The organism is Pseudomonas sp. D3, from assembly GCF_029320995.1.
Lineage (GTDB): Bacteria > Pseudomonadota > Gammaproteobacteria > Pseudomonadales > Pseudomonadaceae > Aquipseudomonas > Aquipseudomonas paraveronii.
This window is the reverse complement of record NZ_CP119772.1, coordinates 5957707-5984018: the sequence shown is the minus strand read 5'-3', so window position 1 is coordinate 5984018 and position 26312 is coordinate 5957707. Positions and strand designations below refer to the sequence as shown.

The 26312-nt window shown below is 51.4% G+C and carries 23 protein-coding genes, 1 tRNA gene and 2 pseudogenes; 5 read left to right on the top strand and 21 right to left on the bottom strand.

The genetic code is table 11. The features are described 5' to 3' along the window. Nucleotides 1-84 precede the first annotated feature (84 nt). The 4 genes from pqqF to P3S72_RS27775 all read right to left on the bottom strand — a co-directional run bounded on the left by pqqF (nucleotide 85) and on the right by P3S72_RS27775 (nucleotide 5624). Complete coding sequence (gene pqqF / locus P3S72_RS27790; RefSeq protein ID WP_276195165.1) at nucleotides 85-2475, bottom strand: pyrroloquinoline quinone biosynthesis protein PqqF; 2391 nt, start codon at nucleotides 2473-2475, stop codon at nucleotides 85-87. Nucleotides 2476-2523: 48 nt separating this feature from the next. Beyond that, nucleotides 2524-3318 (bottom strand): carbon-nitrogen hydrolase family protein, encoded by a 795-nt coding sequence (locus P3S72_RS27785; RefSeq protein WP_276195164.1) that lies wholly within the window; start codon nucleotides 3316-3318, stop codon nucleotides 2524-2526. A gap of 11 nt (nucleotides 3319-3329) precedes the next feature. Then, a complete protein-coding gene (locus P3S72_RS27780; RefSeq protein ID WP_276198001.1) occupies nucleotides 3330-5012 on the bottom strand; it encodes an NAD(P)/FAD-dependent oxidoreductase in 1683 nt (560 codons plus the stop codon). 165 nt (nucleotides 5013-5177) lie between these two features. After that, a complete protein-coding gene (locus tag P3S72_RS27775) occupies nucleotides 5178-5624 on the bottom strand; it encodes an Lrp/AsnC family transcriptional regulator (RefSeq protein ID WP_276195163.1) in 447 nt (148 codons plus the stop codon). A gap of 67 nt (nucleotides 5625-5691) precedes the next feature. Between P3S72_RS27775 and P3S72_RS27770 the strand changes: the two are divergent. Continuing rightward, nucleotides 5692-5808: pseudogene (locus tag P3S72_RS27770) on the top strand (glyoxalase); the annotation flags it as partial. A 355-nt stretch (nucleotides 5809-6163) separates the two neighbouring features. Continuing rightward, nucleotides 6164-6937 carry a hypothetical protein gene (locus P3S72_RS27765; protein WP_276195162.1) on the top strand — a complete coding sequence of 258 codons (774 nt, stop codon included), beginning with the start codon at nucleotides 6164-6166 and terminating at the stop codon, nucleotides 6935-6937. 83 nt (nucleotides 6938-7020) lie between these two features. On the opposite strand, the gene P3S72_RS27760 is transcribed toward P3S72_RS27765, so the two are convergent. Then, the gene (locus tag P3S72_RS27760; protein WP_201142156.1) at nucleotides 7021-8991 is read right to left on the bottom strand and encodes an AAA family ATPase; all 1971 of its coding nucleotides are present in this window, start codon (nucleotides 8989-8991) and stop codon (nucleotides 7021-7023) included. A 755-nt stretch (nucleotides 8992-9746) separates the two neighbouring features. Between P3S72_RS27760 and P3S72_RS27755 the strand changes: the two genes are divergently transcribed. Further along, entirely contained in the window at nucleotides 9747-10580 is an 834-nt protein-coding gene (locus P3S72_RS27755) for a hypothetical protein (protein WP_276195161.1), read from the top strand. A gap of 15 nt (nucleotides 10581-10595) precedes the next feature. Next, nucleotides 10596-11225: a hypothetical protein gene (locus P3S72_RS27750; protein WP_276195160.1), complete on the top strand. Its 630-nt coding sequence runs from the start codon at nucleotides 10596-10598 to the stop codon at nucleotides 11223-11225. A 116-nt stretch (nucleotides 11226-11341) separates the two neighbouring features. On the opposite strand, the gene mobC is transcribed toward P3S72_RS27750, so the two are convergent. The 10 genes and pseudogenes from mobC to P3S72_RS27700 form a co-directional block, all read right to left on the bottom strand. Then, nucleotides 11342-11935, bottom strand: a complete 594-nt coding sequence (gene mobC / locus P3S72_RS27745) for a plasmid mobilization relaxosome protein MobC (protein ID WP_103754737.1) — start codon at nucleotides 11933-11935, stop codon at nucleotides 11342-11344. A 177-nt stretch (nucleotides 11936-12112) separates the two neighbouring features. Continuing rightward, nucleotides 12113-12373: an antitoxin VbhA family protein gene (locus P3S72_RS27740; protein ID WP_276195159.1), complete on the bottom strand. Its 261-nt coding sequence runs from the start codon at nucleotides 12371-12373 to the stop codon at nucleotides 12113-12115. Between the two features lie 1183 nt (nucleotides 12374-13556). After that, entirely contained in the window at nucleotides 13557-14633 is a 1077-nt protein-coding gene (locus P3S72_RS27735) for a type IV secretion system protein (protein WP_276195158.1), read from the bottom strand. A gap of 1 nt (nucleotide 14634) precedes the next feature. Beyond that, a complete protein-coding gene (locus tag P3S72_RS27730; protein ID WP_276195157.1) occupies nucleotides 14635-14907 on the bottom strand; it encodes an EexN family lipoprotein in 273 nt (90 codons plus the stop codon). Next, nucleotides 14904-15290, bottom strand: coding sequence for a hypothetical protein (locus tag P3S72_RS27725; RefSeq protein WP_276195156.1), 387 nt, complete (start codon nucleotides 15288-15290; stop codon nucleotides 14904-14906). The genes P3S72_RS27730 and P3S72_RS27725 overlap by 4 nt, the downstream gene beginning before the upstream one ends. 243 nt (nucleotides 15291-15533) lie before the next feature. After that, on the bottom strand, nucleotides 15534-15788 hold the full coding sequence (locus tag P3S72_RS27720) for a hypothetical protein (protein ID WP_276195155.1): 255 nt from the start codon (nucleotides 15786-15788) through the stop codon (nucleotides 15534-15536). 33 nt (nucleotides 15789-15821) lie between these two features. After that, on the bottom strand, nucleotides 15822-16595 hold the full coding sequence (locus P3S72_RS27715) for a helix-turn-helix domain-containing protein (protein WP_276195154.1): 774 nt from the start codon (nucleotides 16593-16595) through the stop codon (nucleotides 15822-15824). After that, nucleotides 16592-16834, bottom strand: coding sequence for a plasmid-related protein (locus tag P3S72_RS27710; protein WP_276195153.1), 243 nt, complete (start codon nucleotides 16832-16834; stop codon nucleotides 16592-16594). Before P3S72_RS27710 ends, P3S72_RS27715 begins: the two co-directional genes overlap by 4 nt. Before the next feature lie 350 nt (nucleotides 16835-17184). Beyond that, nucleotides 17185-18162, bottom strand: a complete 978-nt coding sequence (locus P3S72_RS27705) for an IS5 family transposase (protein ID WP_250690870.1) — start codon at nucleotides 18160-18162, stop codon at nucleotides 17185-17187. Between the two features lie 146 nt (nucleotides 18163-18308). Beyond that, a pseudogene (locus tag P3S72_RS27700) lies at nucleotides 18309-18766 on the bottom strand (site-specific integrase); the annotation flags it as partial. 75 nt (nucleotides 18767-18841) lie between these two features. On the opposite strand from P3S72_RS27700, the gene P3S72_RS27695 reads away from it, so the two are divergent. After that, the gene (locus tag P3S72_RS27695) at nucleotides 18842-19858 is read left to right on the top strand and encodes a hypothetical protein (RefSeq protein WP_276195152.1); all 1017 of its coding nucleotides are present in this window, start codon (nucleotides 18842-18844) and stop codon (nucleotides 19856-19858) included. A gap of 363 nt (nucleotides 19859-20221) precedes the next feature. On the opposite strand, the gene P3S72_RS27690 is transcribed toward P3S72_RS27695, so the two are convergent. The 6 genes from P3S72_RS27690 to P3S72_RS27665 all read right to left on the bottom strand — a co-directional run bounded on the left by P3S72_RS27690 (nucleotide 20222) and on the right by P3S72_RS27665 (nucleotide 26311). Beyond that, entirely contained in the window at nucleotides 20222-20833 is a 612-nt protein-coding gene (locus tag P3S72_RS27690; RefSeq protein WP_276195151.1) for a hypothetical protein, read from the bottom strand. A gap of 253 nt (nucleotides 20834-21086) precedes the next feature. Beyond that, the gene (locus tag P3S72_RS27685; protein WP_276195150.1) at nucleotides 21087-22217 is read right to left on the bottom strand and encodes a hypothetical protein; all 1131 of its coding nucleotides are present in this window, start codon (nucleotides 22215-22217) and stop codon (nucleotides 21087-21089) included. Nucleotides 22218-22269: 52 nt separating this feature from the next. Continuing rightward, nucleotides 22270-23457, bottom strand: a complete 1188-nt coding sequence (locus tag P3S72_RS27680; protein WP_276195149.1) for a phospholipase D family protein — start codon at nucleotides 23455-23457, stop codon at nucleotides 22270-22272. Between the two features lie 268 nt (nucleotides 23458-23725). Next, nucleotides 23726-24888, bottom strand: a protein-coding gene (locus P3S72_RS27675) for an IS3 family transposase (RefSeq protein ID WP_276194115.1) whose coding sequence is annotated in 2 segments (ribosomal slippage) — nucleotides 23726-24633 and nucleotides 24633-24888 — 1164 coding nt in all. Because the reading frame shifts where the segments join, the coding sequence is not laid out codon by codon here. Nucleotides 24889-25050: 162 nt separating this feature from the next. Continuing rightward, nucleotides 25051-26109: a site-specific integrase gene (locus P3S72_RS27670; RefSeq protein WP_276195148.1), complete on the bottom strand. Its 1059-nt coding sequence runs from the start codon at nucleotides 26107-26109 to the stop codon at nucleotides 25051-25053. Between the two features lie 125 nt (nucleotides 26110-26234). Next, a tRNA-Ile gene (locus P3S72_RS27665) sits at nucleotides 26235-26311 on the bottom strand. Between the last annotated feature and the right edge of the window lies 1 nt (nucleotide 26312).

The window sequence follows — 26312 nt, the reverse complement described above, 5'->3', positions numbered from 1 at the left end:
AGATGTGCTCGTAGGAATATTACGCATTTTTTTCCAAGTTAGCGCTGTCTTGGTGGAAAAAGCCTATTGCAGGGGCGGCAATGATCAGCCCGCCGATTGCCAACCCTCGCCAATGCGCGGGCCGTTGGCGATACAGTGCCAGCCGCCTGCAGCGTCCCGTAACTGTTGGGCGGCGCGTTGCAAGTCCTCCCGGGTTAGGGCTTGGATTGCGTGTTGAAGCAGCGCGAGATAATCCGACGGATGGCCGGCCAGGCGCGCCTGCCACAACAATTCGGCGGCCTGGGCGATGGGCAGCGCCTGCGCCGTGAATTGTTGCGCCAGCGCCGGGTGGCCGAGGTTGTCGCTGGCGTCGATCAATGCCGGCAATTGTGCGAGGAAGGTCCGCAGGTGCTCCATGATCCCGTCAAGGGAAACACTGGGGGATTGCACGCCAAACAGCAGGCCTGTTTGCCCATTGATCTGTCGGACGCCGCTGAACACCGCGTAGCCGATTTGCAGCTCTACCCGCACACGTTGGTAGAACGGCCCTTGGAGCAGGTGCGCCAGCAGGCGCCACGCGGCTTCATCTGCCAGGGACCGCGTCGGCGTCGGGCAGAACAGCAGCAACGCTGCGTCGAGGGCATCGGTATTGATCTCATGCCATAGATGCTGGCCGCTGAGGCTGGCGAATTCGCCTTCGAGCGTGTCCGGTTGCCCAGGCAAGCGGGCGGCGGCAGATTTGAGCGCCGCTTCGCAGTGGGCGGGCAGCCCAATGCCCAGGCCTTCCCAGCGTGCGCGTGTCCACGACATCGAGGGTGCTTGGGTGTGCGGCTGCACGCCGGCACAGCACGCGGGCAACGCCTTGAGCAATTGCCGAATGGCAATCATCGGTGTGGCGGCAGGGCCTGGCCGCAGATCATCTTCAGGCGGGTTCAGGCTGCGTGCGAGCTCATCGAGTATCGCCGGCATGGGCTGGTGAAGACCGACCATTTTCACCCGCCAGTCATTGCCGATCGAGTCGAAGGATAAGTCGACACCTGCCTGGCCGGCATTTTCGCGCAACGGCTGCAGGGCGTTTTCCAGTGCCGTTGGAAGCGGACAATCGAGCCGCCAACGCAGGTAGAGCGCGCCTTCATCATGCTCATCGGCCAACGCCGGGCTGAACGACAACGCCGACAGTTCTCGCCGCCCCCGGGAACGGTCCTGGGCAAAAGTGCGCAGGCCCCGGTGGGCACTGGTCTGGCCGCGAATCAGGCCGGCGCACTCGTCCTTTACGGGTGGGCGCAGGAACGGATTGTTGGGCGGCAGTTGCCACGCCTGTCGGCAGGCTTGCAGCGGCAGGGCGTCGAGCAGGGCCTTGAGGGCCGCAACGTGGTGCTCCGACAAGGACGTTTGCAGCTCTTCGCTGTCATGCCTGGCCAACGCGAGGGCGCCTTGGATCTGGTGTTGACGCGCGTTGAGCAGGGCGAATTCCTCGCGCAGAGAAGTCCAGTCGCTGTGTGCGAAAAAGCTCAGCCAGTCGTACAACAGTGCTTCGATCTGCGTCGCCGCGTCGCTTTGCGCGCCGAGGGTAAAGTCGAGATCCAGTAACGCTTGCCCGGCGAAGTGGTAAAGCACGGACGCCTGCAGGGCGCTGGCCAGTTGGCGCGCTTGCAGTTCCGCGCGCAGCCCGCCCGGCGCCGAGGCGTTGAGCCAGAGACAGAGGAAATCCAGGGCTTCCTTGGGGGTGTTGACGCTGATGACATGATGCAGATGGCCGTTGGCGCTGTGTTGAAAACGCGGTGTATGAGCGGGCAGCAGGGCCGGAGGGGCCGCCTGCGGGTGCCGCGGGCCGGCGTTCAGTTGCTCACCGAAGCGCCGCGCCAAGCGTTCCAGTTCTGCCAGCGGTTGCGGGCCGGCCAGGCTCAACGTCATTTGCCCCGACGGGTAGAAGTGTTGGTGGAAATCCCGCAACGCTTGCTGAAACGCCTGACGTTCCACCGGCAAGCTGTCGCGATTGCCCGCATGGAAGCCCCTAAGCGGATGATCGGCTGCCAGACCTTCCAGCAGCGCGACCTGTTGTTGCGCGCTGGCATCCTGGGACCAGGCGACAAATTCCGCGTGCAGCACTTCGCGCTCGCGCAGTTGATCGTCCAGCGCCAGGCGCGGATGGGTCAGCATATCGGCCAAGCGTTCCAGACCGTCGGCGAAGGTCGGCTGCGGCAGCTCAAAGAAGAAATCCGTGGTGCGCTCACGCGTACTGGCATTGACCTGGCCACCGTGGCGCTGCACGTAGGCCATCAGCCCTTCTTCGGTCGGAAAACGCTCAGTGCCAAGAAACAATAAGTGTTCCAGAAAGTGCGCCAGGCCGGGCCACGCCAAAGGCACGTCATGGCTGCCGGCCGCCACCCGTAAAACAGCGGCGCAGCGCTTTAAACGCGGGGCATGGCGCAGGGAAACCCGCAGGCCGTTGACCAGGGTCAGGTGAAGGTGATGAGGCTGGGCCGGCGCAGGCATGGGCACTTCCGATACGAGGGAAGTGCCTATGCTAGCAAACCCTCCAGATCAGGGCTTGTGCAGCGTGCCGTACAGTTCGGGGCGACGGTCTTGCAGATAGTCATTGGCGGCGCGGGCATCGAGAATCGATTGGTGTTCCAGCGTGCCGACGATCAAGGCTTCATCCAGGCCGGCCTGGGCGATTCGCTGACCATCCGGTGCGGCGATGCTGCTTTGCCCGCAATACTGAATCTCGCCTTCGTGCCCGCAGTAGTTGGCGTAGGCCACGTAGCACTGGTTCTCAAAGGCCCGCGCCCGCACGGTGACGTCGGCGACAAAGTCGAACGGCACCATATTCGCGGTGGGCACCAGGATCAGATTGGCGCCGGCCAGGGCCAGGCGCCGGGTGTTTTCCGGGAACTCCAGGTCGTAACAGATCAGCACGCCCAGTTTCCAGCCGTTGAGTTCCACCAGCGGAAAATCATCGCCCCCGGCACTGAACATCGAATGGTCGAGGTCGCCAAACAGGTGCGTCTTGCGGTAGTTGCACAGGCGCTGGCCGTGGGCGTCGATCAACTGCACGGCGTTATAGATCTGCCCGTCTGCGGCCCGCTCCGGGTAACCGTACAGGATCGCTCGTCCGGCACTTCGCGCCAGTTCGGCAATCGTTCGCGCTGACTCGCCATCCTGCGCCTCGGCCAATGCGCCCACAGCTTCGGCGCCGATGTTGTAACCAGTGAGGAACATCTCCGGCAGCACCAGCACGTCGGCGCCGGACGCCTCGTGCACGAGGCGGTGCAGGCGCTTGAGGTTACCGGCCACATCCAGCGGCAGCGGTGGGCATTGGTACAGGGCGACACGCATGGCTTGGCTCCTTAATCGGCCAGGGCAATCGGCCCGATTTCATCGAACACATCACCCGGCCCTGGGTTCTCTGGGTGAGTGTGGCCGCCGAAGTGGGTCATGATGCCCCAGACGGCGTTCAACGAGGTTTGCACCGCGCCTTCGACCCAGGCAGGTGTCCAGGATACGTCATCGCCGGCGATAAAAATCCCACGTTGCTCGGCGGGCATGTCCTTCTGCATGAAGTGCGCGTACATCCGCTGGTTGTAGCGATAGTGGCCGGGCAATGCACCTTTGAAGGCTCCGAGGAAATGCGGGTCGGCTTCCCAGGACACAGTGATCGGGTCGCCGATGATGCGCGCCTTAATGTCGACTTTCGGGTAGATCTTGTTCAGCGCGTCGAGGGCCAGCTTCACGCGTTTATCGATGGGCTGCGGGAGCATTTTCAGCGCATCGCTCATCCACGAGTACGACAGGCAGATCACGCCCGGCTTGTCGTCGCCGTTGTCGAACAGGTAAGTGCCACGGGTCAGGCGATCGGTGAGGGTCATGCTCATCAGGTCGCGGCCGGTTTCTGGGTCTTTGTCTTTCCAGAACGGGCGGTCGACCATCACGAAGGTCTTCGACGATTGCATGTAGCGGGTGCGATCCAGGGCCATCCACATTTTTTGCGAGAACAGGGTTTCGTCGCATTCGATCTGGGTGGTCAGCAGCCAGCTTTGGCAGGTGGTCAGCACGGCGGCGTATTCGCGGGTATCGCCGTAGTTGTCGGTCACGGCGAAACGACCACCGGCCGCGTGGGCAATGCGCTTGACCCCGGCCCGTGGCGCGCCGCAGTGCAACGAACTCAGGCTGGTGCCCGCTGGCCAGTGGGCGCAGCGCTCCGGCACATGGCGCCAGATACCCATGGGCACCTGTGCCACGCCGCCGACCACCAGGTGTTGATGGTCGTCGCAGTTGGTCATCACCACACGGAAGATTTCCAGCATGGAGTTGGGGAAGTCCGAATCCCAGCCGCCGGTGCCGAAGCCGACTTGACCGAACACTTCACGGTGATGGAACGACAACTTGGCGAAGGCCTTGGAGGTGGCGACGAAGTCGTAGAAGGTGCGGTCGTCCCACAGCGGCACGAGTTTATTCCACAGCGCTTTGAGGCGCGGTACGTCGCGGTCGCGGATGGCTTGCTGGATATCGCCGAACTGCGAGCCGGCTTCCAGGGCGTCGGCCCAGGCGTCAGCCACTTCCTGGAACAGCGCAGGCAAGTCGGACAGTTTTTGTGCGTAGTGGGTCTGGCCTTCCAGGTCGATGACCGTGCTGCCGGAAGCCGGCGTCAGCGGGTTGGGGAAGGGTTTGGTGTCCAGGCCAAGTTTGTCGACATAGTGGTAGAACGCGGTGGACGACACCGGGAAACGCATACCGCCCAGTTCGGCGATGATGCCTTCGGCCCCTTCAAATGCCTGGGAGCGCAAGCGCCCGCCCATCTTCGAGGCCTCGTACACCACGGGCTTGAGGCCCAGCTTCATCAACTCATAGGCGGCCACCAGGCCGGCAATCCCGGCGCCGACGATCGCCACTTCGGCGCCATGGTTGGCCGCCGGAATACTGCCCAGGCCGGCGGGGTGCTCGATCCAGTCATCAAACGCGAACGGGAAATCCGGGCCGAAGATGGTGATCGGTTTCTTACCGTCGGCGGGGTGGCGATTGGTCTTGCTGATGCTGCTGGACGGAATGCTCATGGCTGACCTTACTAGCGGCTCGCGGGACGTGCCCGCTGAGTATAGGAAAAGATGGCAGCCAGTTTAGGGAGCGTAGCGTTCGTTAATAAGACGCAAAGTGTCGTCGAATTGAATTGTTTTCAGTCAAAGTGACGAGCTTGCTGGTCAGATTGGTTGTCTGCGATCGAGTTTGTTACTGAGGATGATCGACGTGGTGGTTTTTTCCACGCCTTCGACGCTGCCGATTTGATCCAGCAATTGATCGAGCTGTTCCGGCGAATCGGTGCGCAGCCATGCTACGTAATCGAACTCGCCGCTCACCGCGCACAGTTGCTGAACCTGGGCCATCGCACTGAGCTTGCGCAGCACGTCCTTGCCCGAACGCGCCTGCACGGTGATGCCGACATACGCCTGCAAACCGCCATCCACCACACGCTGGCCGAGACGCACGCCATAACCGGTAATCACCTGGGTTTTCTCCAGGCGTGCCAGGCGCGACGTCACCGTGGTGCGCGCAATACCCAACTGCCTGGCGAGCATGGCCACGCTCTCGCGGGCGTTGATCTGCAACGCGGCGATCAGTTGGCGGTCGATTTCATCGAGGACAGGCAAGGGCAGCTCCGGTGCGGACGGATAGGGGGCATATGTTACAGGCTTGCGTGGTCTTTTCATCGCCGGACACATTCGGTTCAAGGGCGACGTGGGAGAGCAGGCGACGCTGTTCTTGTTTGACCCCTGCGGCAACGCGTTGGAGTTCAAGGCGTTCAGGGATATTGGGCGGTTGTTTGCGAAGTGAGTCTGTGGATGGATGTGCTGGCTAAAGCGGCAGCGCCAGAAACGCGAAAGCCGCGCAATGCGCGGCTTTGGAGTTGGTGGGCCCACACGGACTTGAACCGTGGACCAAAGGATTATGAGTTTGGATGTAATACGATAAGCCCAACGTTAGCATCCGAAGTTAACCGTAAAGTAGGAATAGTTAAATTCAATAATATCAGTAGGTTAGCGTATTTTTTAGTAATACTTAAAAACCAGTCTGTGTACTGCCAGTGTACCTGCCAAGGGGACGGTATAGGATGCCTTTCTATCAATCTTCCTTGCGCATTGTGATACGGTCAAGGCAGTGAGAGGAAAAGGTTCTGATGGAGATTCCTATGGTCGAGTGGCTATTTTCAGGTATCGGGGCGACTCTCGTATCCGATTGGTTAAAAGAGCGGCGAAGTCGAAAGCAAAATCTACCTTGCTCGCAAAACACACCTCCGCTTGTACTGACGGACTCATCGTATGCACTGTCGATAGGCGAAAAAGTAAGGTTTATCCGTACCGAACTTTTGAATTTGAGCTTGAGACAGTTAAGTGAAATATTAGAGATTGAAAAGGTTTCTAATCTTGAAAGCTATGAGTTAGGCGTTGAAGAATTCCCTCTTCTAGTCTTGAAGAAATTCGAAAGCTATTTTTCTATAAATCCAGGGTATTTGGATGGAGTCAGCGAAGGGGTATTTTCGAGTTTTCATTTATGTAAATTTGAGGTTGAACGTTACCTCTCGCAAGGTTACGAACCCATTATACTATGCAGTCCTAACGACAGAAGTGAGCTATTTTGTAGGGTCGCGTTTAAGAAGAATGATGGCGCATTTTTGAAAGTTGTAGTTGGAGATTTGTTGTGCTCTTTCGCCTCTAGTGGGGGAGGGCAACTGAATATCCAGATACTGATTCACGCTTTATTGGAGCGGGGCGCTTCTTATAAAGATGTGAGAGTTTTAAAGGTTACGAGCCGTGCTTGGGAGCTAATGAGGCGGGGAATTTATTACAATCAGGATGATTTTCATCGTTCGGCGGATTGGGAATGCCAAGATGTCTTCGTCAAGTGGTTTAAGGACAGCGAAGAATCTAATAAACTCTGGAACTTTAGATCTTTGGGTAAATGATTTACGGTAGGTCTTGCCTACATGTGTAAGGTAAGCTAGTGCACGAGCTTAGGGGTTCGTGCTAGCTTACCTGTAAACATGTCTTAAGTCGGAATTACGCCCGTAAAGCGCACGTTCTCACTTTTACCGTTTTCTTTCGCCCATTTAAGAATTGTAATTTTTAGGTTTTCCAGATAGTCAGGATTAGCGATAAGAGCTTCTCTTGATATGGGGTCGTGCTCGTCCCCATCTATCAGATCGTTGAGCAATTTTTGCACTATTAAACCTTGTTCGGCGTTTTCGGTAATATTTATATAGGCGTTAAGCGGTTTGTCCTTTGACTCGTCTTCACCACCAAGGAATCGTTCGAAATCAGGAATGCTTACTCTGTGGCGGATCGTTATTCCAGATTCCCTGGCGTCTATAATCGCGTCACGAATTTTTTTGTTTTCCGTCCACATGCCATTTTTCGTACCATTGCTTTTAAACGGTGGGTCACAGTCGTGAACTATCCCGAAACTTATCTTAAAGTGCTTCATTACCTTAATAAGTGGTAAGAGTATAGCTTTTCCACGAGCCCGTATCACTGTGATTTTATCCATCAACTCATGTTGCCGCTCGATAATCGAAGCCATAAAAGCGGCATGCTCGGTATCTCCTTCGACGAGGACAGGGTACGACCCGAAGAAAACTTCTGCAAAGCTTGGGTCTATATGCTGCAATGCTTGTAATCTTTGTTTTTCATTTCCATCAAATACGACATTGTCTGAACGGTATGTTTTAGGTGAGATTGGTGAGTCGTCGTTGTGATCTTTACGTTCTAGCCTTACAACGGTTGTATGATCCTCAAACGGATTCACGAAGTAGGGCGAATGGGTTGTCATCAAGACTTGCCAGTCAGGGCTGGCTGCAAGCTTGTAAAGATGCCGCTGTGCCGCGCGGGCCGCCATAGGATGTAGAGCGTTTTCCGGCTCGTCGATTAGGAGTAAATATCCCGGAAGTGATGGATCGTCTGGGCTTTCAGGAATTGGAGCTCCTGCAGTGTGAGCAGCTAAATGGGCTTTGAGTTTTGAAAGCTCTTCATCGATTGCATCTGATTGTTCTTGCGTTATCTTCTTTGCTGCTTTTTTCTTTGTTTCTTCAGTTATATTTCTTTCGAGACGTTTTTGAAATTCCCCACGAATTTCCTTTTCCCGCGTTAGTTCATTGTGAACCTGTAGCATGGACCAGAACAGTGCCCTTCTAGCTCCAGTGCCTTGCTGACTAAGTGAAGTATCAGCTTTTCCATCTGCTATACGTAATCCGGAACCTTTTTTTATAATATCTTCTATCTTAGGCGCGAGAGGGGCCGCTGCGATATTTAGTCTCACTCCAAGAGATGGGAAAACACTTTGAAAGCCGGTTGTTACTTGCATTGCAATCTGGTTAAAGTCCTCTTTGTGTGCTTCGCTCAGGCGATCTATATTTGCAGAGACGCTTTGTATTGCTTTTGACAGGTCTGACTCTGCGTTTAGTCGCTCTTTTTCTAATCTTGTCAATAGTGGGGTTAACGCAAGCGTAAGCAACATCTCTTCTGTTTTCTCGGCGTCATCAAGAGACCCAATTCTTAATGGACGAGGTAACCTTGCGGTGAAGACATTATCTAGGCCCGAAGCATTTTTATCTGGGTCCCAGTCGCCAGTACCTTCCGCTCCAGCTTTAGGGTTCCAAGTAGTTCGTGTCTTTTGGTAGGTGGGGCCTGCCCATTGCCATCGGCTCCTAACAATTCTTAGTCCATCATCATCTATTTTCCAATCTTCATGTATATTTCCGATTCCGTCTGGTATATGCACATCAAGAATTACCTCAGAGAATTCTAGCTCCTGAGCATGTTGATGACGGTCTCTTTGTATCTCAAAAGCGGCGGAGCCTTTTGCAAGTTCATAAGCGCGAAGAATAGTTGATTTTCCTGCGTTGTTTCGTCCTACAAGGCAGACTACATTGTCCAGTGCAATTTCTACTCCATCATTTCCGATACACCCAATATTGCGTACGGTCATCCTTACCAGCTTGGATCGGTTTCTCTCATCAGCCACGCTAAATATCCTTTTATTGTTTGCTTGTGCAGTGAATGTCGGCAGGTGTTTAGGCGTTTTGACCTTTTCTCTAACGGTCTTTTTACGTGATGCCCGGATTAAGGTAGTACAGTATTGTTTTTTCGTCCAATTTGATCGATAGAGTTGGTTTTATATTTTTATATTATGTGTGTTGCATTTATTCTGGTTGTTTGTTTTTGTAGTGAGTTAATTGTGTTTTATAAGTGTAATATCCGTGGTGTGATTTATGCCGTAAATGAATCTGGCTGTATTGAGGATCTCAAGGAAAAGTTTTTATGAATATAAAAAGATTGCATTTGTTGAGTAGCAGTTTGTTCGTAATTCAAACTTGTTTTTACAGAAAAAGTCAGTTTTTCGCTGTGGATCATTAGTGCTGTAAGTGAAGTAGGACCTAAAATTTAATAGGGAGGATTCTTAATCACTCCTTTAGTTAGGCGCGCTTCTGTGGTTTCAGTCTGGACGACAGAGCTTTCGTGCCCTTGCGTAGGGGCCGAACATTCTTAAACTATTCAAGTCCGGACCCCGTATGTCCCCTTTCTCCGAGGGAAAACGTCATACGTCAATTCTCATTGGCGTCGAGGGCTTTATCTCCTATAGTGGCATTGTGTCATGCCCGGGTCGGTCGTTTAGTTTGTCGAGCTGATTGACGCAGACGACCGTGACTCCTTTTTGTGGTGGCGATTGCTTCGGGCCTTCACAAAATATAATTCGATCACTTTTGGAGCTTTCAGCGTATGGATACAGGTAAACGTAAACTTAGAATCTATTTCTCGGATTTTTTTGATGTTACACGTGAACAAATTGATTCTTACGGAGCCTTCAACGTCTCCTTAATTAATGACCTCCCATTATTTGTAGACCCTTTTCTTCTATTTAATAGCGATGAAGAGGTTTTTCAAAATCTTCATGCTGAAATTATTAAATATATGTTGTTTTTGAAGTGTAAGTCAGCTCTCGATTTACCGTCGGGTTTAGTGAAGTCGTGGTATATGTTTCCGGAGGTTAAGGAGAACTGGTTTGGATTCAGTAAGTCTGGAAATAGTGGTCGGGGTTTGGGGCCTTCTTTTGCAAAGTCATTGCAAGTAAACTTTAAGGATGTTTTTTCAGATTTTGGTAGTGAGACAGCTGGGGCAACTCATCTTGGTAAGCTTACGCTTGTAAAGCATGGTGTTGGCAAGGATCAGATAAGTGACTTTACCTGTAATTTAATACACGGTTTTTTGGCAAGCTATACTGAGAAGTTTGCATCAAAATATATTTCTCCTAATAAATTGCAAAAATTCTCTATACAGAAAGCCGAATTCAACTATGTCACTGAAACTTGGAAGGCAAAGCAGTATATTCTGCCACGATATGGTTCTGAGTACGTATTGCTCACCCCTATCGAGATTCTGACTAAAGATGAAGCTTGGATCTCTCATAAGGGATTTATTGAGGATTTCAGTCAGGTTGTGAGTTGTGTGCCCAATGATCAATTACGCGATCAAATAAATTTGTATATCACAAAGGTTATGCCTGCTGACCCCACTAAAGAAGAAAAAGCAGTCGCTTTTGAAAAGACGATATAGAAGTACCCTAAACTTATGGATGTTTATGTAGGACTAAGAGAGGCGGATAGGGATGCGGCGAGCACTTCTAGTTTAGAGAAGGTTTCTGTCGCACAAAAGCTTTTCGAAGAGCACTTACGTAAGCTGGTCGACTTATTGGATAAAACCAAGTTTTATGATGCTGAGCCGAACAGTTACGAAGCAGGTATGCAAAGAGTTCAATATCTTAAGCATGTGATTGAGAAGCAAGATGGCTATCGTCTGTTCTACGTAAAAAATATACCGATTTCTCGAGAAAGTGATTTGCAGATCATGTTTAAGCTGACATGGTTTGCTTCAAAGTTTAGTTCTGATGCTGAAGTGAATAACGGTCGGGGTCCCGCTGATTTTCTAGTTTCTTATGGTAGCCAAGACAAATCTATAATTGAATTTAAGCTGGCGAAAAATTCTCATATGGAAAAAAACTTGAGGAATCAGGCTAAAATTTATAGTGATGCCTCCAGGGCTACAAATCCTCCGATCATGGTCATTTTGTATTTTAACTTTTCTGAGCGGGATAAAGTTCAAAGGATAATGACAAAAAATGGGTTGGGTGATACGAAGCATATTGTGCTAATTAATGCGATGCCCAGAGAGTCTGCTTCTAAGGCCGAAAGTAGTGAGTGAGGTCTCATAGATGCGCTTATGAATGAAAATAAGCTACTGTCGTAACCTGGATGCCTATTAATGGTAGAGCTATCTCCACTTAGTAGGCATCGCGAAATCTATTTCTCAACTCTAGGTCAAGAGTTTTCTACTAGGTTACTCTTTAGCTTCCATCGGCTTAAACTTGCATCTTGCAGCGCTGAAACTATTTCTGTGTGGCAGTAAATATAAGTAGAAAGCTTCTGAATTTCTTTAATGGCCACTTCTTGGCTTCCACCCTCATTCATTTTTTTAGCTATCTGGTTCAGGTTTCTTCCGATTGATCGGAGTTGTCCCGAAGACTCCCAAAGCGCCTTTGTGGCCTCCATCGTGAATTGGGGCTGGTTGGTTAAACTTGCTCGAACGCAATTGATTACCCACCGTTGAGGAGAGCATCCCTCGGCCTCTGAGCGTGCCGATAGCTCATGGTGCTCACTCGGTGTGAATCGAACCTCCAGCCTTTGTTTCTGACCTTCGTCCGGCTCGCCTGCGATTTGTCCTGATATCCAACTATGAACGTCTTGGGGCATCTCATCTTGGATGACGTAGCGCATTAGCGCTCGGATCATGCCGTGTTGGGAGCTCCCTTTTTTCTCGCAGTGTGCTTCCCACTCTGATTTCAAATCATCCGGTATGCGTACCCGGTAAACGGCGCTATCCCTCGTGGCGCCGATGCTAGCTTTGCGCGGCATGTGCATTCCTCTTTCGGTATCAACAGCTCACTATATACGTAGTGAACCACAGTTTACCGGCGAGCGCCTATCCTGCACTAGATCTCCATGTGCTTGAATCCTTGTTCATGAACAAGCTTTTTCCGGTTCGATGCGCGCACGCCAGCAATGAAAATATGAGCATCTGTGGATTTCACTTCACTGGGCGTGTTCTTGCCGCGAGGTCGCTACAAATTCTTCCAGATCAATCTCGCCGCTGATGTAACGCTCGCCGAGGAGTTTCATACCGCCAGTGATTTCAAATGCAGATAGGTTTGCTGAGGCGTTGGCAAAGGCTACGGCTTCCCTTCGCTTGCTCCGCTCAGCCTCCGAGAGTTGATATGCCTTGGGATGGTCAATTCCAGCTGACAGTTCGATGTTGTTTTGATGTTGATCGGTTTTTTGGTCTTCCGAACTCATAGTGGTTCCTGATGGTTTTTTGAGAATTCTTGATCGTGTAAAGGATAGCGGTCTGAGGCAGTCTCAGCAGTGAGTGATCTTGGTTGGCCCCTACACGAACGCGAAGCTCGCGTCTGCGAAAGTACCAAGATTTTTGCTGGATGTGGTGTCAAGGGCGGCACCGGAGGCCGCATGCGGAGCGGAGCCGAAGGCGAGCACCGAACGGGTGAGGATGACGGGCGTAGCCGTACCCTTGACTCCACAGGAAGCGCTCAGCCTATCGCTAGGGGTAGGTCAAGGGCTCCGCCCGCCGTGCCTGCCCCGCAGCCAGTCCGGCAAGTTCGGACACGGGATGCAACCGAAGGGGTTGCCCAAGCGGAGCGCGGAGCTTTAAGACCGGTGTTCAAACATTTCCATCGTTTGGATTACTGACCGGTGCAAGCGTCTTCTCCGGTGCCTTACTGGGGAGAACCTCGGTTAGACTAGTGGTTCTTCAAGGAAGCTTTTCAAAGGAGTGAATCGGTGCAAACCAACCAAACCGTCAGTTGCCCACATTGCATGAACAACGTTCCATGGGGCGCCTCAGTTTGTAGAGGCTGTCATGCTGAAATTTCTTATGGCACCCCTCGGGCAAGTATCGTCGTTTTCATTATCGTTTCGGTGGCAGCAGGCTGGTATGCGGCGAAGCTCGTTCACGATCACCTGTCTACCAATTCGACAGTGTTGTGGGTTGTTTTCGGGATTGTCTTCGCACTGGTAGGCGTTCTGTCCATAAAGATCTGTAAGCGCCTTTATACCGGCAGGACCTGGTTTCGACGGATCTACCGGACCAAGTGACCATCCGTCCCGGGATGGTTTTGCACGCATGAGTTATCAAAACAAGAACGCTGAAACTGTCTTGTTTTTTCGATTAGTTCATTAGATTCATAGCGTTAACGTTCTTTCATATCCCATCCCCCCGCCCTTCCCGCAAGCGGGAAGGGAGCGAGTCGCCCTCTGTCGTCAAGGGTACAGGGGAGGCCTCCGGCCTTGATCCCCTACACCCATGCCGTGAGCGTTGGTCGCTCCTCCCGCGTCAAGGGGCCGAGTCCTCGTCGCTCCGCTCCTGCGGGCCGCACCAACCCCTTGACCCGTCATCCGCTTGCTGAAAGTACTCAGAAAAAGACCCCGTTGAAACGAGGTCTGATCAGTCGTGAGTCACGAGCTACTGATTTACTTTGCCTCCAGTAGCACTTCCCCAGTTTTTGCCCATGTTCTGCATGACGTGTTGTCGGTACGCTGGATTCCAGGCTGTATTCCCAGCGGCGAGGTGGTTCAATCGTCCAGCTGTGACCATCTGGCCCGACTGCATGTCACGGCGCGTTGACTGCCTGTTGAGGCCCTTGGTGATTGGTGCCATAGCGCCGTTTGCGATTCCGCGTAAGGTCAGTGCCGCACTCGATATACCTCCCGCAAGGCCTCCTGCAACGCCATGGGCTTGATACATCATGTAGAGCACGACGATGGTTGTAACCAGTAGCTCCAGAAACGTTGCGATTGGGTAATCGGCTGGGTTTGCCAATATGCTGGCAGTTATCGAGGAAAAGTATTTGATCCCAAAGCTGAGAACCGTACTAACCAGTGCCGTTTGCATGATGTAAGTGATGACCTGGGCAAACCAGCTATCGAACCACTTGGACGTGAACTGTCCAAACAGCAGCATCATGATGAAGACTGGCCCGATTCCGAGCATGATCGACAGCATGCCTTTTGCGACAATAATCATAGCTCCTGCCGGAACTGCGATGAGCAGCGTAGCGGCATAGACGATCAGGGCGTTCAGCCCATCCCACATAATCATTCCGATTTCGTAGGAGTGGCGTTGCCCCATTTTCGACAACATGTCTGCACCTATCTGCCAGCCGTCCGACATTGCCTTGTCAATGACTTGGAAAACCGAGTCTGAGGTTGATAGATCACTCGTCGCTGTAAAGGCGGCCGTGACTCCTGTTTCAAGCCCCCTCAATGCCTCTACTACCCACGACATGTAGGTGTCGGCTTGCATGGCCAACCCGCTGATGAGCAGGAATTTTCCGCAGGTTTTGAAAAAGTGAGAGGCCGACTGCTCAATCGTTCCGGTGATCATCATGTAGCCGACCATCGTCAAATATAGCGTCCCGCCTATCGTCACGGTGAGCGTGAAATCCTCAATCACTCGGCTCGAAGTGATGTTGATGAACGTATGAAGGGTTTGATCCATTGACCCTCCGATCCATTCAAATATTCCTGTTTTGGTCGCCATTCTATTTTCCCTGAGAAGAGAAATTCATCGGTTCACGCTGCTTGTATTCACGATTCTCAAGCACCAATGCGTTTGCGGCAGTTTTGGCGTTGACGCAGTTCGGTGTCAGAGCAAGCTCGCCAGGGTTTGCCTTGCACCTTTCCAGAACCTTAAGTCTTTCAGGCGCGTTTGCTTTGTACCAATCAAGCGTCTGCACGGGCTCTTGTTTGCCGCAGCCTGAGAGGATGGCAGTGACGATCATTAGGGACGCGGAGGTAGTCAGGAGGGATTTCATTTTTCTTCCTTGGATTGAATGACGTTGAGGGTCCGTTCAGCGCTCGCTGGTTTTGCAATATCGACTTTGTCGGTGTCCATGGTAAATGCTAATTCGGTCGCATCAATGATTTGCATCGCTGCCAAAGTGCGCAGCACGCTTTCCCGGGTGCCTGCCCAGCTACCGGCAAGCCGGTGCAGGGAATTGTTCAGAATGGTGATAGATGCTCCAAGACTACCGGCTGCCAGGATTACGCCAAGCAAAGGAGGTATCGGGGCTGATTGACGGGGAAGGGTTATGCCAAACCAGTCAAGAAATGCCATCGAGAACGGCACCAACGCGAGAACAGCAGCCATGATGTCCCGATGGAGTAGTGCAGGTGCGCGCCGTGAGAGTTCACGCATAAAGCCCATCCTATCGGCGCATATCCAAAATCTACGGATGGATATGATCAGGAATGTGCTTAGGACGAGCATTGGTAGGTAAACATATGAAATCATTGTAGTGCTCCATCGAGTATGTCCGGATGCAGGTGTGTGTAACCTTTGCTCTGGTGCTTACAGTGTTTAGCTATAAAGAAGGCGGAGATACAAGTATTGGTTCTGACCAGTTGGCTGTAATTGGTATTTTATTGTTGACTCCTTTGGCTAGGACCAAAGCCTCCGGTCGACCATGATTTGGTCGGAAATATAGGGGATATTTGCTAGCTCATCCAATGCCATCTCTACCGTTCTGAAAAATAACTGACGGTTCTCTTCATCGGTAATGGTGTGGTCAATTACTCCATCGGAAACGCTGAGTGCAAATCCGTTTTTGTAGTGGGCGCGTAAAATGACTTGAATGTTGCCAGTTCTTTCCAAGCTATCGCAGTAGTTCTCAAGTTGCTTAAAGTGAAGTGACATTGTAATTCTCCCTTGCTGTTGTGGTAGGGCCATTTATTGATTTGAAGGTTTGATCAGTGTTTTTCTTTTTAGATTTTCTAGGGCGCTTGCACCAATCTCACTTCGAGGTTTTAACTCTTTCACCTCTTCAGCAGTGCGTTTATTGGATATTGGCTCTGGTTTGATCGGTTTTGCTAGAGGACAGAAACTCCCCTTTTTATAGTTATTGATTAGTCCGTAGAACCATCTTGAGGATGTTCCTTTGATTCTTCCGGCGCTTAACGCTGCTGCCAGTTCGTCAAGCATTAATTGAGCGTCTTGGTATGGCACATCCTGAAGAAGCTTGATGATCCACACGCGGTCACTGGCTTTTAGCCTTGCCGGGTATTGCAGCTCATTCTCAGTTCGTTGTTGTATTTCTATTGTTGGTTCTGTTGGTAGTTCTTGGGATGGCACCGCTATGTCATCCCCTGTGTGACTCGCTGCTGTCTGGGGCCGGGGTGTCATGGATGTCATCCTCCCCATGACAGCATTGTCAGTGGGGGGTAAGGCGGTTAGCGCGGCAATACATATGAAATATCTATTCGTCGTCTGGCCGCCATCGTTACGATATTCTTTTTGAATAGTTAGTAGACCTGCTCGTTCAAATTGCTTAATTTGGCGCTGAACTGTTCTGGAAGAAATAAGGCAAGAGCTTGCTATGGTTTTTATTTTTGGCCAGCACTTCCCCGTTTCGTCCGCATACCTCACTAATTCAAGCATTATGAGTTTTTCGGTAGGAGAGCCAAATCGACGTGCCCATACCAAGTTATTAAACGTGTGGCTCATTGCAGACTGTCCTGAGAGCTCACCTCAATATCTAAGTTCAGCGCGTCATTTATTTGCATTGTCCTAAAATATACGCGGCGGCCGATCCGTATCATTGCAGGTTTGAGTTTTCGAGAAATGTCGGTGTCTGAATATAAAGAGACCCTTACTCCATCAGGCGAGCGGCCTAGTAGGGTAGCAATGTCTGGGATGCTCATCAGCGGGCCAAAACGATTAAGTAGATACTCTTCAGTTGTCATGTGTAAGTTCGCAGTTTTTGGAGAAGGTCTGCGAATTCTTGAGGGGGATTGGCGTGTTGTCAAACCGGCTGACGCGTAGAAACTACCAATATATAGTATCTTGGTTGACTGCTTTATGCGTCTTGGTAGTCTTAAGTTGGCTATGTTGGTTTTGAAATTGAACGGTGGCTTTCTGATAAGGCCTATATGTAACGGGTGTTTGCTAGGGAAGGTCTGAAGTAAGCAGCCGTTTTTAACGGCCTCGCTGTTTTAGGTTCAAAAAACGCCGACTTGCTCGGAAATCAGGCCTTTCCTCCTCTCAGTTCGCGTTTTTTTGCGAGATAGCACCTTTTCAAGGCTCATTGTCCGCATCACAGGCGCACCTCGCCTGCATTCAACAGCCGTTTTCGCATCATCCACAGGTTCGACAAGGCAAACAGTGTGGTCTGCTGCGCAGTGTTTTTAACCAAGCCTCGGAAGCGGACTTTCGTATAACCAAACTGGCGCTTGATTACCCGGAATGGATGCTCAACCTTGGCTCGTACTTGTGCTTTCGCGTATTCGATTTTGCGGCGCACACGACCGATCAGGCTCTTTTTTGCATGCTTCTTATAGCTGCTTGGGCGCGCGGCAATCGACCAGATCATCTCGCGATCCTGATGCTCGGGACGCTTTTCTACACCGGTGTAACCGGCATCGCCAGAGACGTAAGTTTCCTCGCCATGCAGCAACTGGTCGACCTGGGTCACGTCCGCCACATTCGCCGCCGTGCCCACTACGCTATGCACCAAACCGGATTCCGCATCGACACCGATGTGCGATTTCATCCCAAAAAAGTACTGATTTCCTTTCTTGGTCTGGTGCATTTCAGGGTCGCGTTTACCGTCCTCGTTCTTGGTCGAACTGGGTGCATGAATGATCGTCGCATCGACCACTGTACCTTGGCGCAGCAGCAAACCACGATCACACAAATAGCCGTTGATGACCTGCAAAATACCACCGGCCAGCTCATGCTTTTCCAACAGCCGGCGGAAGTTGAGGATCGTGGTTTCATCCGGAATCCGATCCAAATGCAGCCCGGCAAACTGGCGCAGAATCGTGGTTTCGTAGAGGGACTCTTCCATCGCCGGGTCGCTGTAGCCGAACCAGTTTTGCATCAGATGAACCCGAAGCATGGCCATCAACGGATACGCCGGACGACCGCCTTCGCCCTTCGGATAGTACGGCTCGATCAACGCAATCAGACCTTTCCAGGGCACAACCTGATCCATCTCAATCAGGAAACGCTCGCGGCGGGTCTGCTTACGTTTGCCTGCGTACTCGGCATCAGCGAAAGACATTTGCTTCATCGGGGCTCAACCGTTCAGTTCGTGGGACAGGCGTATTTCACCAGAGTTGGAAGTCTTTTTCAGAGTTTCCCTAGTGTTTTTTGGTTTTTCTATGATGCGACTATAAAATAGTCGTATTTTTTTCACGATTTTTTACAAGAACTGAGTCACCTTGAGATTTCGTCCAGCTTATCCACCAGATCCTCAGCTCGAAGATGGGTATATCGCTTGAGCATCTGCATTGACTTATGACCACTGATTGCCGAAACCTCTTGATCAGATAACCCGGCTTCGACAAGCCGATTCACTGCTTCGTGACGCAGGTCGTGAAACCTAAAATCAGGCAGATCGAGTTTTTTCTTGAGCTGTCCCCAAATCTTGGTGAAGGTTTACGGCCGACGCTTCCCGTCCTTTCCGGGTTCACCGAAAAATACCAGATTGCAGTCGTTTGGCCGCACCGGGTTGCCCATCGCGGTTTTAATACTTCAGTGGCGCGCTTGCTCAGTGGAACGGTTCGAGAGCCGTCGTTCTTCGTGTCTGAGAGACGTATGACACGCTATGCCAAATCTATCTGAGGTCGTCGCAGGGATGAGAACTTAGATGAGTGCCTACCCGCTTTCAAGGCTCGGTGTCAAACTTGGTGGTGACACGAAGCGTCCGAGATAAAGTTCTAATTCTGGTTGCCGCAGGGAGTGTGCAAGTGAGCGAAATAGCTGAAAAAGTAGGGGTTTTGTCCCTTCAGGTCTCTGATCGGATGATGGGAGCCTCAAGGGCGTTATGCACCATCAAATTCTCGATGGATATGAACTCCCGGCATTATTTTGAGCAGGAGTATCAAAACGACTGGATGGACAGTGGTGGTACCTGCGCATTTTGGGGGCATTCATTTCTACGCATGGTGGTGCCTTTTCTCGACTGGGAGGAATCCCAGTCGGAGCGATTCAAAGCCCTTGTTGATCCTCGCTATGTCCTTGGTGCAAGCATCAAGGGGAAGCCTAAAGACGTTCCTGAAAAGGAGATAGCGGAGAAGATTGAGAGCTACTCGACTAACTTCACATGGTCCAACAAGGCTCTTTATACCTGGTACAAGCCCTTGGCCATATTGACTGCTCATGAAGGTAAGCATCGTGTTGCATTCATGCGTACGCATGGTAATAAACCCATTGCTGCATGGGTTGATGAGCAGAATTATCCTGCTCCCGAACGAATTCAGCTCATAGAGCCAGCAAAGCGACAGGATGAGTGGTTCGCTCTGTTAGACGGGCGCTACCTGCAAGTACTCCAGAGACCCTATACCTCGGTAACGCTGCTACGGGAGTACGGTGTGGCGTCCTTCAGATGGCATCAATTGAAGGATCTTCCATCTGAAGACCTGGTCAGAAACACGGTTTACCACCGTCGACTGCACAAAAGACAGGAAACGAATAGCGAGGCTGATCGAACCCTGGATCTACTTGAACTTGTCGCTGTGGTCTCGGCCCCCATACCTGAGAGTAAAAGCGTCCGTCTCAACCTATTGATGCTGGATAATCTGAGGTTCGAAGCGCTCCGATATGCTCGATGGCCAGGTAGCCTGTTGGCTCTGAGTTTGGCTGCCAAGCTAGTCGACGGTGTGTTTGAGCTTTCCGGATTTGATGAGGTTGCAAACGGATTATTTTGCGCAGCCTCCGCTTTGGCATTCGCGCCAATGCTAATGGAGTGGAAGCGGCGGAGGTAAGCTTAGCCAGCTTGCTTTCGGTGGCACGATCTACTGTGACAGAAGTGTGAGCTGTTACGTTTCGGAAAGTTTATATCAGTGATTTCAGACACGAAAAGCCGCCTTTTATAGCCAGTTCTTTGTATATTTACGGTTATGGTGCCCAACTGCATAGACTTGACCACCCCATTTGCATTGCTACTGACCAGTCAATTGTATTCGTGGCGACCAACCGGTTACATTGTATTTACCAACACACGCCGCAGCGACGACCGTAAGAGAACGTCCAGAAGCGGGCTGTAACGCAGTGGGAAATAAATCTATCCCCTTTCTGCTCCTCAAAAACTTCTATCTTTTTAAAGACTTTTTTCGACGAGCTGACTCCTAAGGAAATAGAATGTTTGCAGCATTTTCATGATTGGAGCCAATTAAGTTAATATATTCCAGTTTTGTCGCAGGCGGCACTATCCAGTCAACAAGCTCTATGCTACTGAAATCCCCAATGTATAGTTCGATTATTTCTCCGGGAATTGCGCCAAGCTGATGCTTTATGGCTCTTCGCATGTGGCCAGTCGGCTCAACTTTGAAGTTGCCGTTCTTCACAATGTCGCGAAAGTAGACATCTACATGATGGTCGACTTGTCCATGTTCGAACCATTGATATTTTGGCGGGGCAGAATAGTCAACTTCGAATCCGGATTCAGTTTCTACGTAATCAAAAAAAGCAGTGGCTGGATGGAATTTATTTGGGAACTCTAGGATAGGGGTTGGTCGAGTAACGCGAAACTTCAAAAGTGCAAAATAAGTTGTTGGGCTAGGGTTGCGGTAGCAATATTCGCCGGCATAAAAAGCACTTTGAGATATCCATAAGTTGTCGCGGCTTTTTAAGAGTTCATTAATATTTGCGATGGGCGACTTTGAGCGGACTCCTGAGTATAATATTGTGCCGGTTTCAACGGTGCAGGGTGTCGCACCGATTTTATTCCAGATTTCCATTATGGATCTGTGTGTGTTGGAGAAGTCTGGAATTGATTTTGTTGGAGTGTCCCTACTCTGTTCTATTTTGCTGGAGGGGGAGTCGTCAATTTTTCGTAGTTCAGAGGTAGTAGGCGTATTAGATTTTTTTGTCTTGAAAAATTTTAGCAAGTTCATTATGCAGACACTACATTGATGGATGCGGTTATGAAAGAGAGACTCCAAGAAATGGCCACCCCCTCCCCTCGGTAGGGTGGCCCGTGGAATGCTAAGGTCAGCGCTCCTCGTCGATAATGATGCCTTCCGGAAATTTTTCTTTTACGCGAATTTTGTCGCGTTCAACCTTTACCGAAAAGGCTAGTTTGCGCAGCTCTGGCGCTTGCCTGACTGGAAGGCTTTCGATCTTCGAAATTTCTTTATCACGCTCAGCGCTTGGCAGCGACTCACAGAGCTTGATCCTTATCTCATCAAAAAGTGATACGTCGTAGAGATCAAGGAATTTTATTTCGTGGAAATTCCAGTAGTCACTTTCTATAAGTTCAAATTTTTCTTTTGACCACCCGCGCACGATTGATGGTGCGAGCCACCAGTTGCCGTCACAAATCATACACGTCTCTATGAAGTTTAACGTGTCAATGTCTGTGCGCACCTTGCCGAATAGCCTGTCTGTGTACCTTGGATCACAAACGATAATCATCGTAGGGGAGCTTTCTGAGGGGATGACGAATACAAAGGTGTCAAAAAACTCGCCATCTTCCCAAAGAACAAATTTCTTTTGTAGTGCAACCGGGCACGGAAAGTTTATTCGGCGAACGAGAACATGTGCACTCATGCCCGCGACAGTGGAAAAGGGCGTGAGCTGTAATCTGTTGCCGGAAGGCAGTTTCTCATCAGCATTTTCATAACCATCTATCAAATCATAAGACAATGCCAATGCGCGAGCAGCACTGATAGGCTTGCTTAATTCAAAGTGCTCATTAAAATTTTCGTTGTCGCCTGCGTGCCGTGCGCTGGTCAAATAAGCTTTGTCTTCGAATACGATGCTTGCAAAAGATCGGTATAGCTGAAGAAACACATCGCCGAATGTATTGATGCCTGACTTGTCGAGTGCGGAAAATTTCGAATCGTGATTTTTGCAGAAGCCTTTGAAGGTTGTCGCTTTTTCGATTCCGACTTCTTCGAACTTGATTTCTTTATACAGTTCTCTGTCGGAGCGAAAGGGCTGGGCATGAATAAGAAGTCCATCCTCTGCGATGGCGCGAAGCGCATGCTCTTTAGAAATTGCGTGCGCATGAATTGCCGGCTCGGAACAATTCGGGTACATGCAGGTATGACGAGTTTTGCTCGCTAATAACTTTTGAAGTTTGTTGTGGAACTGAGTAGTCATATCGAGGTGCTTGTCCATTTTATTTCCTTATTAAACGTCAAGGTTTCTTCATCGTGGTTGCTGTGGTTTTTTAATGCGGCTTGGGTTCATAGAAGAGTGCATCCATCATCGCCGCTCTTGCCTTCCAAGCCCTCAGATCGGCATCCTTCGTTGGTGGTTTGGACTTCCACCATGATGTATCCATTATCCTTTCCACGATCTCGTCCCAGTAACGGTTGTAATCGAGTAGGTCGGCGCGGTTGATTCCCACATCTTTGGCTAATCGCTTCAGGTTCGCACTGTCCACGCAGAGAAACTGATCAGGTCGCTTCATACTGAGCAAGCGTGTGGTGGTTCCTATTCCATCACCGCCGTTCGGAAATGCCTTGCGGAATTCTTTGATGAAGCGCTGATATTGCGCTCGAGTGACAGTTCCGGAGCTGGGTATTGCATCCAGCGCGTTCGACAAATGCAGGGGATGTTCGATTACGACATTCTTGAATATGCCCGCACCTTGCATGGAACCAAACCAGGCCGCCGATTCCATAATTTGATTGGGGAGTCCCGCGATTACTCGCCGGCTTTGGGAGTCGATGTCCTTGAATCGGGACGCACTTGCGAATGCTTGTTGAATCCAATCAAGAAGGTCCAGGCGTTCGTTAAAGCCGTGCTGCTTATCCTTTTTGATCTGTGCAAGGTAACTGTCCCAATCCATTCCCATTACGACGGATTCGATAGCAGGCTTGCGCGTAGTCTGTTCGCCATATTGATTCATTAGTTTGCGAAGCTCCGGCTTTTTCGATTCCCGGAGGTGGCGGTACCGTTCTGCCTCAGATCCGGTAACAGTTCTGGCGTATTGTGCGTAGCCACTAATCAGAGCCTGCAGTTCCAGAAGGTTGAGGCCATCATCTTTCGTTAGTAATGTACAGAGTTCAGTATTTTGGCCGAAGGCACCTGCCGTAAAGTTGGCACTGCCGATCAGCGCTTCCCAGTAATCATCGCTCCAGAATAGATACACCTTGGGGTGAAACACACCATTGGTCTGCAATACGAACTTCACGCGATCACTGTCAACGAAGTCATCAAGGACATTCGCGTCGGTTTGATAGAAATGTGTACCGATGACCGCGACGCGAATCTTGTCCCTGTGTTCGAGCAAAAGCTTGTAGGAAGGAGTTGAGGCCGACGCCCAGGCCACCCCGAGGGAAATACTGGAATGGGATTTTATGAGCCGTTGAAACTCCAGCTCCAACGCTTTGGCAGTAGTAATAAGCTTCATAGCTTCCTTTCTAAGCTGCGTCATCGTCGATGAAAGAGGTGTTCACGCGCAGTAGGAAGAAGTTTACCCAACTGAGGTGGTGAATTGCCATCATCCTGAATCGCCCCGAGCTTCGTAGGCACGTTTGAGTGCCCGCTGTTGGCCGATCTCAGCCGGGTTTTGACTGCCCGTTATAGGTCGATTTCTGCCGGTCACGACCGGCAGCAATACCCAGCTCCCCGCCGCTCACGGTCACGAAGCGTGCTTGTCTAAATGCAGTCTGTAGTGGTCAACTAATCCCGGACACGACGTTAAGTTTTTCCTCGGCCCGCGCTGGTGCCAACCCCTCGTTGAATTGGTGAGGCCGAATCCAGTTGTAGCGATGCATCAAAAAATGGCTGATATCGCGCTGTGCTTCCTGCGCAGTTCGATAGCCCACGGTCGGTATCCATTCTGTTTTCAAGCTGCGAAATACGCGCTCCATCGGTGCGTTATCCCAGCAGTTTCCTCGTCGACTCATGCTCTGGCGCATGCGGTATCGCCACAACCGCTGGCGAAAGAGTCGGCTTGCATATTGCGATCCTTGGTCCGAGTGGAATAGCAGATCCGAAGGCCTGCCACGCTGCTCGTAGGCCATATCCAACGCTTTGATCACCAGCTCAGCGTCTGGCTTTTCCGACAGCGCCCAACCCACGATCCGACGCATACAAAGATCCAAGACGACAGCCAGGTAATGCCACTTTCCTTGCGCCCAAATGTAGGTGATATCGCCGCACCAGACTTGATTGGGCGCTGCCACATCGAACTCGCGGTTCAATGTGTTCGGGATATCGAGTCTTTCTACTGTTGCTCGTTTGTAGGCATGGGAGCCGGGTTGTTTGCTGACTAAATCAAGCTCGCGCATCAAGCTACGCACTTTGAATCGACCGAGTTGCTCACCGTCTTCACGCATCAGCGACAGAATGCTACGACTGCCCGCAGAGCTGCGACTTTGCGAGAACAGCTCACTGACGCGACTACGTAATCGAAGCCGTTCAACATCGGGCGTGCGGCGCCGCAGGCGCTGGGCGTAGTAACACGAGCGAGTGACGTCAAACACCTTGCACAGCCAATCAACCGGCTCATGGGCGCTCAACTGGTCAATCAGCGCGAACGCTCGTGATCTTCCGACATCAAGAGCGCGGTAGCCTTTTTTAGTATTGATTTCTCTCGCTCAAGCCGAGCAATCCGGGCTTCCAGCTCCTGAATTTTTTGCTGCTCCGACGTCAGTGCCTTGCTCTGCGGAGTGATGCCTTTATGTTCTTTCTGAATCTGGTCAACCCAGCGGCGCAATGCCGACTCACCAATGCCGAGTGAACGGCTGGCTTCGATGTAGCTGTAGTTTTGTTTGAGCACAAGGTCGGCAGCCTCGCGCTTGAATTCAGCGGAAAAGGAACGGCGTTGTTTGGTCATCTGACACCTCGATCTGGCGAGCATTCTCGCCTAAATGGGTGTCCGGTTTCATTAGACCACTACAGTCAGGTGGTCAAGTGGAGTGCAATTTCGCATACAGAAAAGCTCCGAATGCGAGGGGGGCGTGGCCAAAATCCTCCGTTTAAATTAGCAAGCTTCAGCTCAAGGTCTCGTTATTTTGTCCAGTTTACTGACGAGGTCTTCGGCTCTCAGGTGCGTGTAACGCTTAAGCATTTGCATCGATTTATGCCCACTGATAGCTGATACCTCTTGGTCGGACAGTCCGCCTTCGACAAGCCGACTTACTGCTTCATGGCGCAGGTCATGAAACCTGAAGTCAGGTAGGTCGAGCTTCTTCTTGAGCTGTCCCCAAATCTTGGTGAAGGTATACGGCCGACGCTTCCCATCCTTTCCAGGCTCACCAAAAAACACCAGATCGCAGTCGATTGGTCGCACCGGGTTATCCATCGCAGCTTTGAACACTTCAGTGGCGCGCTTACTCAGTGGAACGGTACGCGAGCCGTCGTTCTTTGTGTCTGAGAGACGTATGACGCGCTTTGCCAAATCCACTTGGGGTCGCCGTAGGGATGAGATCTCTGACGAGCGCATACCTGTTTCCAGAGCGATGCAAACAATCCAGCCCAGCATAGGGTTGCTGTGTCGATTCACGGCCGCGAGCAGAAGGCGTTCTTCCTCCGGTGATAACCTTCGGTCACGACCATCCCCAGGACTTGGCTTACGGATGTTCAGCACTGGGTTGAACGTCAGACCCAAACCCCACTCCTGAATCGCTACCGTGTACAGGTGGCTCAATAGGGCCAGTTCGAGGCGCACGGTGTTGTTGCTGATGGTCCCACCACGGCTGGGTTCGTTCAGGCGCTTGTCACGATAGCCGGCGATGATTTCAGCGGAGAGGGCAGCCAGTGAGTATTTGCCCAGGTGCTCGATGAGTTTCTTGGCTTTCGAGGTTTCGCCACGCTGAGTGGTGGGCTTCTTGGTGGGGGTTATGTCGCTCAGGTAGCGCTTGAGTGCAGCCTCTAGCGTCATTTTCTCCGAGCCGCTACGCCGGATGTACACGCCACGCACCATTTCTTCTTCGGTACGCCTCGACCAGTCCTCCGCATCACGCTTTGTGCGGAAGGTTTTGGCGACAGTGGGCCAGCCATTTTTACGAATGAGTGCCTTCCAGGTGCCGGAAGGGGTTTTGACGAGAGTAGCCATGAGAGGGGGCTCCTAGGCGGCTGGCGAACCAGCACTGTACCTAAATTGTACCCTTGGACCATAGGACTGTATCTGTGATGGTTCCGCCAGAAACGCGAAAGCCGCGCAATGCGCGGCTTTGGAGTTGGTGGGCCCACACGGACTTGAACCGTGGACCAAAGGATTATGAGTCCTCTGCTCTGACCAACTGAGCTATAGGCCCT

What these genes read in the sequence shown, in the direction of transcription:
- pqqF (WP_276195165.1), bottom strand. Translation starts at nt 2,475, where the DNA reads ATGCCTGCGCCGGCCCAGCCTCATCACCTTCACCTGACCCTGGTCAAC.
- P3S72_RS27785 (WP_276195164.1), bottom strand. Translation starts at nt 3,318, where the DNA reads ATGCGTGTCGCCCTGTACCAATGCCCACCGCTGCCGCTGGATGTGGCC.
- P3S72_RS27765 (WP_276195162.1), top strand. Translation starts at nt 6,164, where the DNA reads ATGGTCGAGTGGCTATTTTCAGGTATCGGGGCGACTCTCGTATCCGAT.
- P3S72_RS27755 (WP_276195161.1), top strand. Translation starts at nt 9,747, where the DNA reads ATGGATACAGGTAAACGTAAACTTAGAATCTATTTCTCGGATTTTTTT.
- P3S72_RS27750 (WP_276195160.1), top strand. Translation starts at nt 10,596, where the DNA reads ATGGATGTTTATGTAGGACTAAGAGAGGCGGATAGGGATGCGGCGAGC.
- mobC (WP_103754737.1), bottom strand. Translation starts at nt 11,935, where the DNA reads ATGCCGCGCAAAGCTAGCATCGGCGCCACGAGGGATAGCGCCGTTTAC.
- P3S72_RS27740 (WP_276195159.1), bottom strand. Translation starts at nt 12,373, where the DNA reads ATGAGTTCGGAAGACCAAAAAACCGATCAACATCAAAACAACATCGAA.
- P3S72_RS27735 (WP_276195158.1), bottom strand. Translation starts at nt 14,633, where the DNA reads ATGGCGACCAAAACAGGAATATTTGAATGGATCGGAGGGTCAATGGAT.
- P3S72_RS27730 (WP_276195157.1), bottom strand. Translation starts at nt 14,907, where the DNA reads ATGAAATCCCTCCTGACTACCTCCGCGTCCCTAATGATCGTCACTGCC.
- P3S72_RS27725 (WP_276195156.1), bottom strand. Translation starts at nt 15,290, where the DNA reads ATGCGTGAACTCTCACGGCGCGCACCTGCACTACTCCATCGGGACATC.
- P3S72_RS27720 (WP_276195155.1), bottom strand. Translation starts at nt 15,788, where the DNA reads ATGTCACTTCACTTTAAGCAACTTGAGAACTACTGCGATAGCTTGGAA.
- P3S72_RS27715 (WP_276195154.1), bottom strand. Translation starts at nt 16,595, where the DNA reads ATGAGCCACACGTTTAATAACTTGGTATGGGCACGTCGATTTGGCTCT.
- P3S72_RS27710 (WP_276195153.1), bottom strand. Translation starts at nt 16,834, where the DNA reads ATGACAACTGAAGAGTATCTACTTAATCGTTTTGGCCCGCTGATGAGC.
- P3S72_RS27705 (WP_250690870.1), bottom strand. Translation starts at nt 18,162, where the DNA reads ATGAAGCAAATGTCTTTCGCTGATGCCGAGTACGCAGGCAAACGTAAG.
- P3S72_RS27690 (WP_276195151.1), bottom strand. Translation starts at nt 20,833, where the DNA reads ATGGAAATCTGGAATAAAATCGGTGCGACACCCTGCACCGTTGAAACC.
- P3S72_RS27685 (WP_276195150.1), bottom strand. Translation starts at nt 22,217, where the DNA reads ATGGACAAGCACCTCGATATGACTACTCAGTTCCACAACAAACTTCAA.
- P3S72_RS27680 (WP_276195149.1), bottom strand. Translation starts at nt 23,457, where the DNA reads ATGAAGCTTATTACTACTGCCAAAGCGTTGGAGCTGGAGTTTCAACGG.
- P3S72_RS27670 (WP_276195148.1), bottom strand. Translation starts at nt 26,109, where the DNA reads ATGGCTACTCTCGTCAAAACCCCTTCCGGCACCTGGAAGGCACTCATT.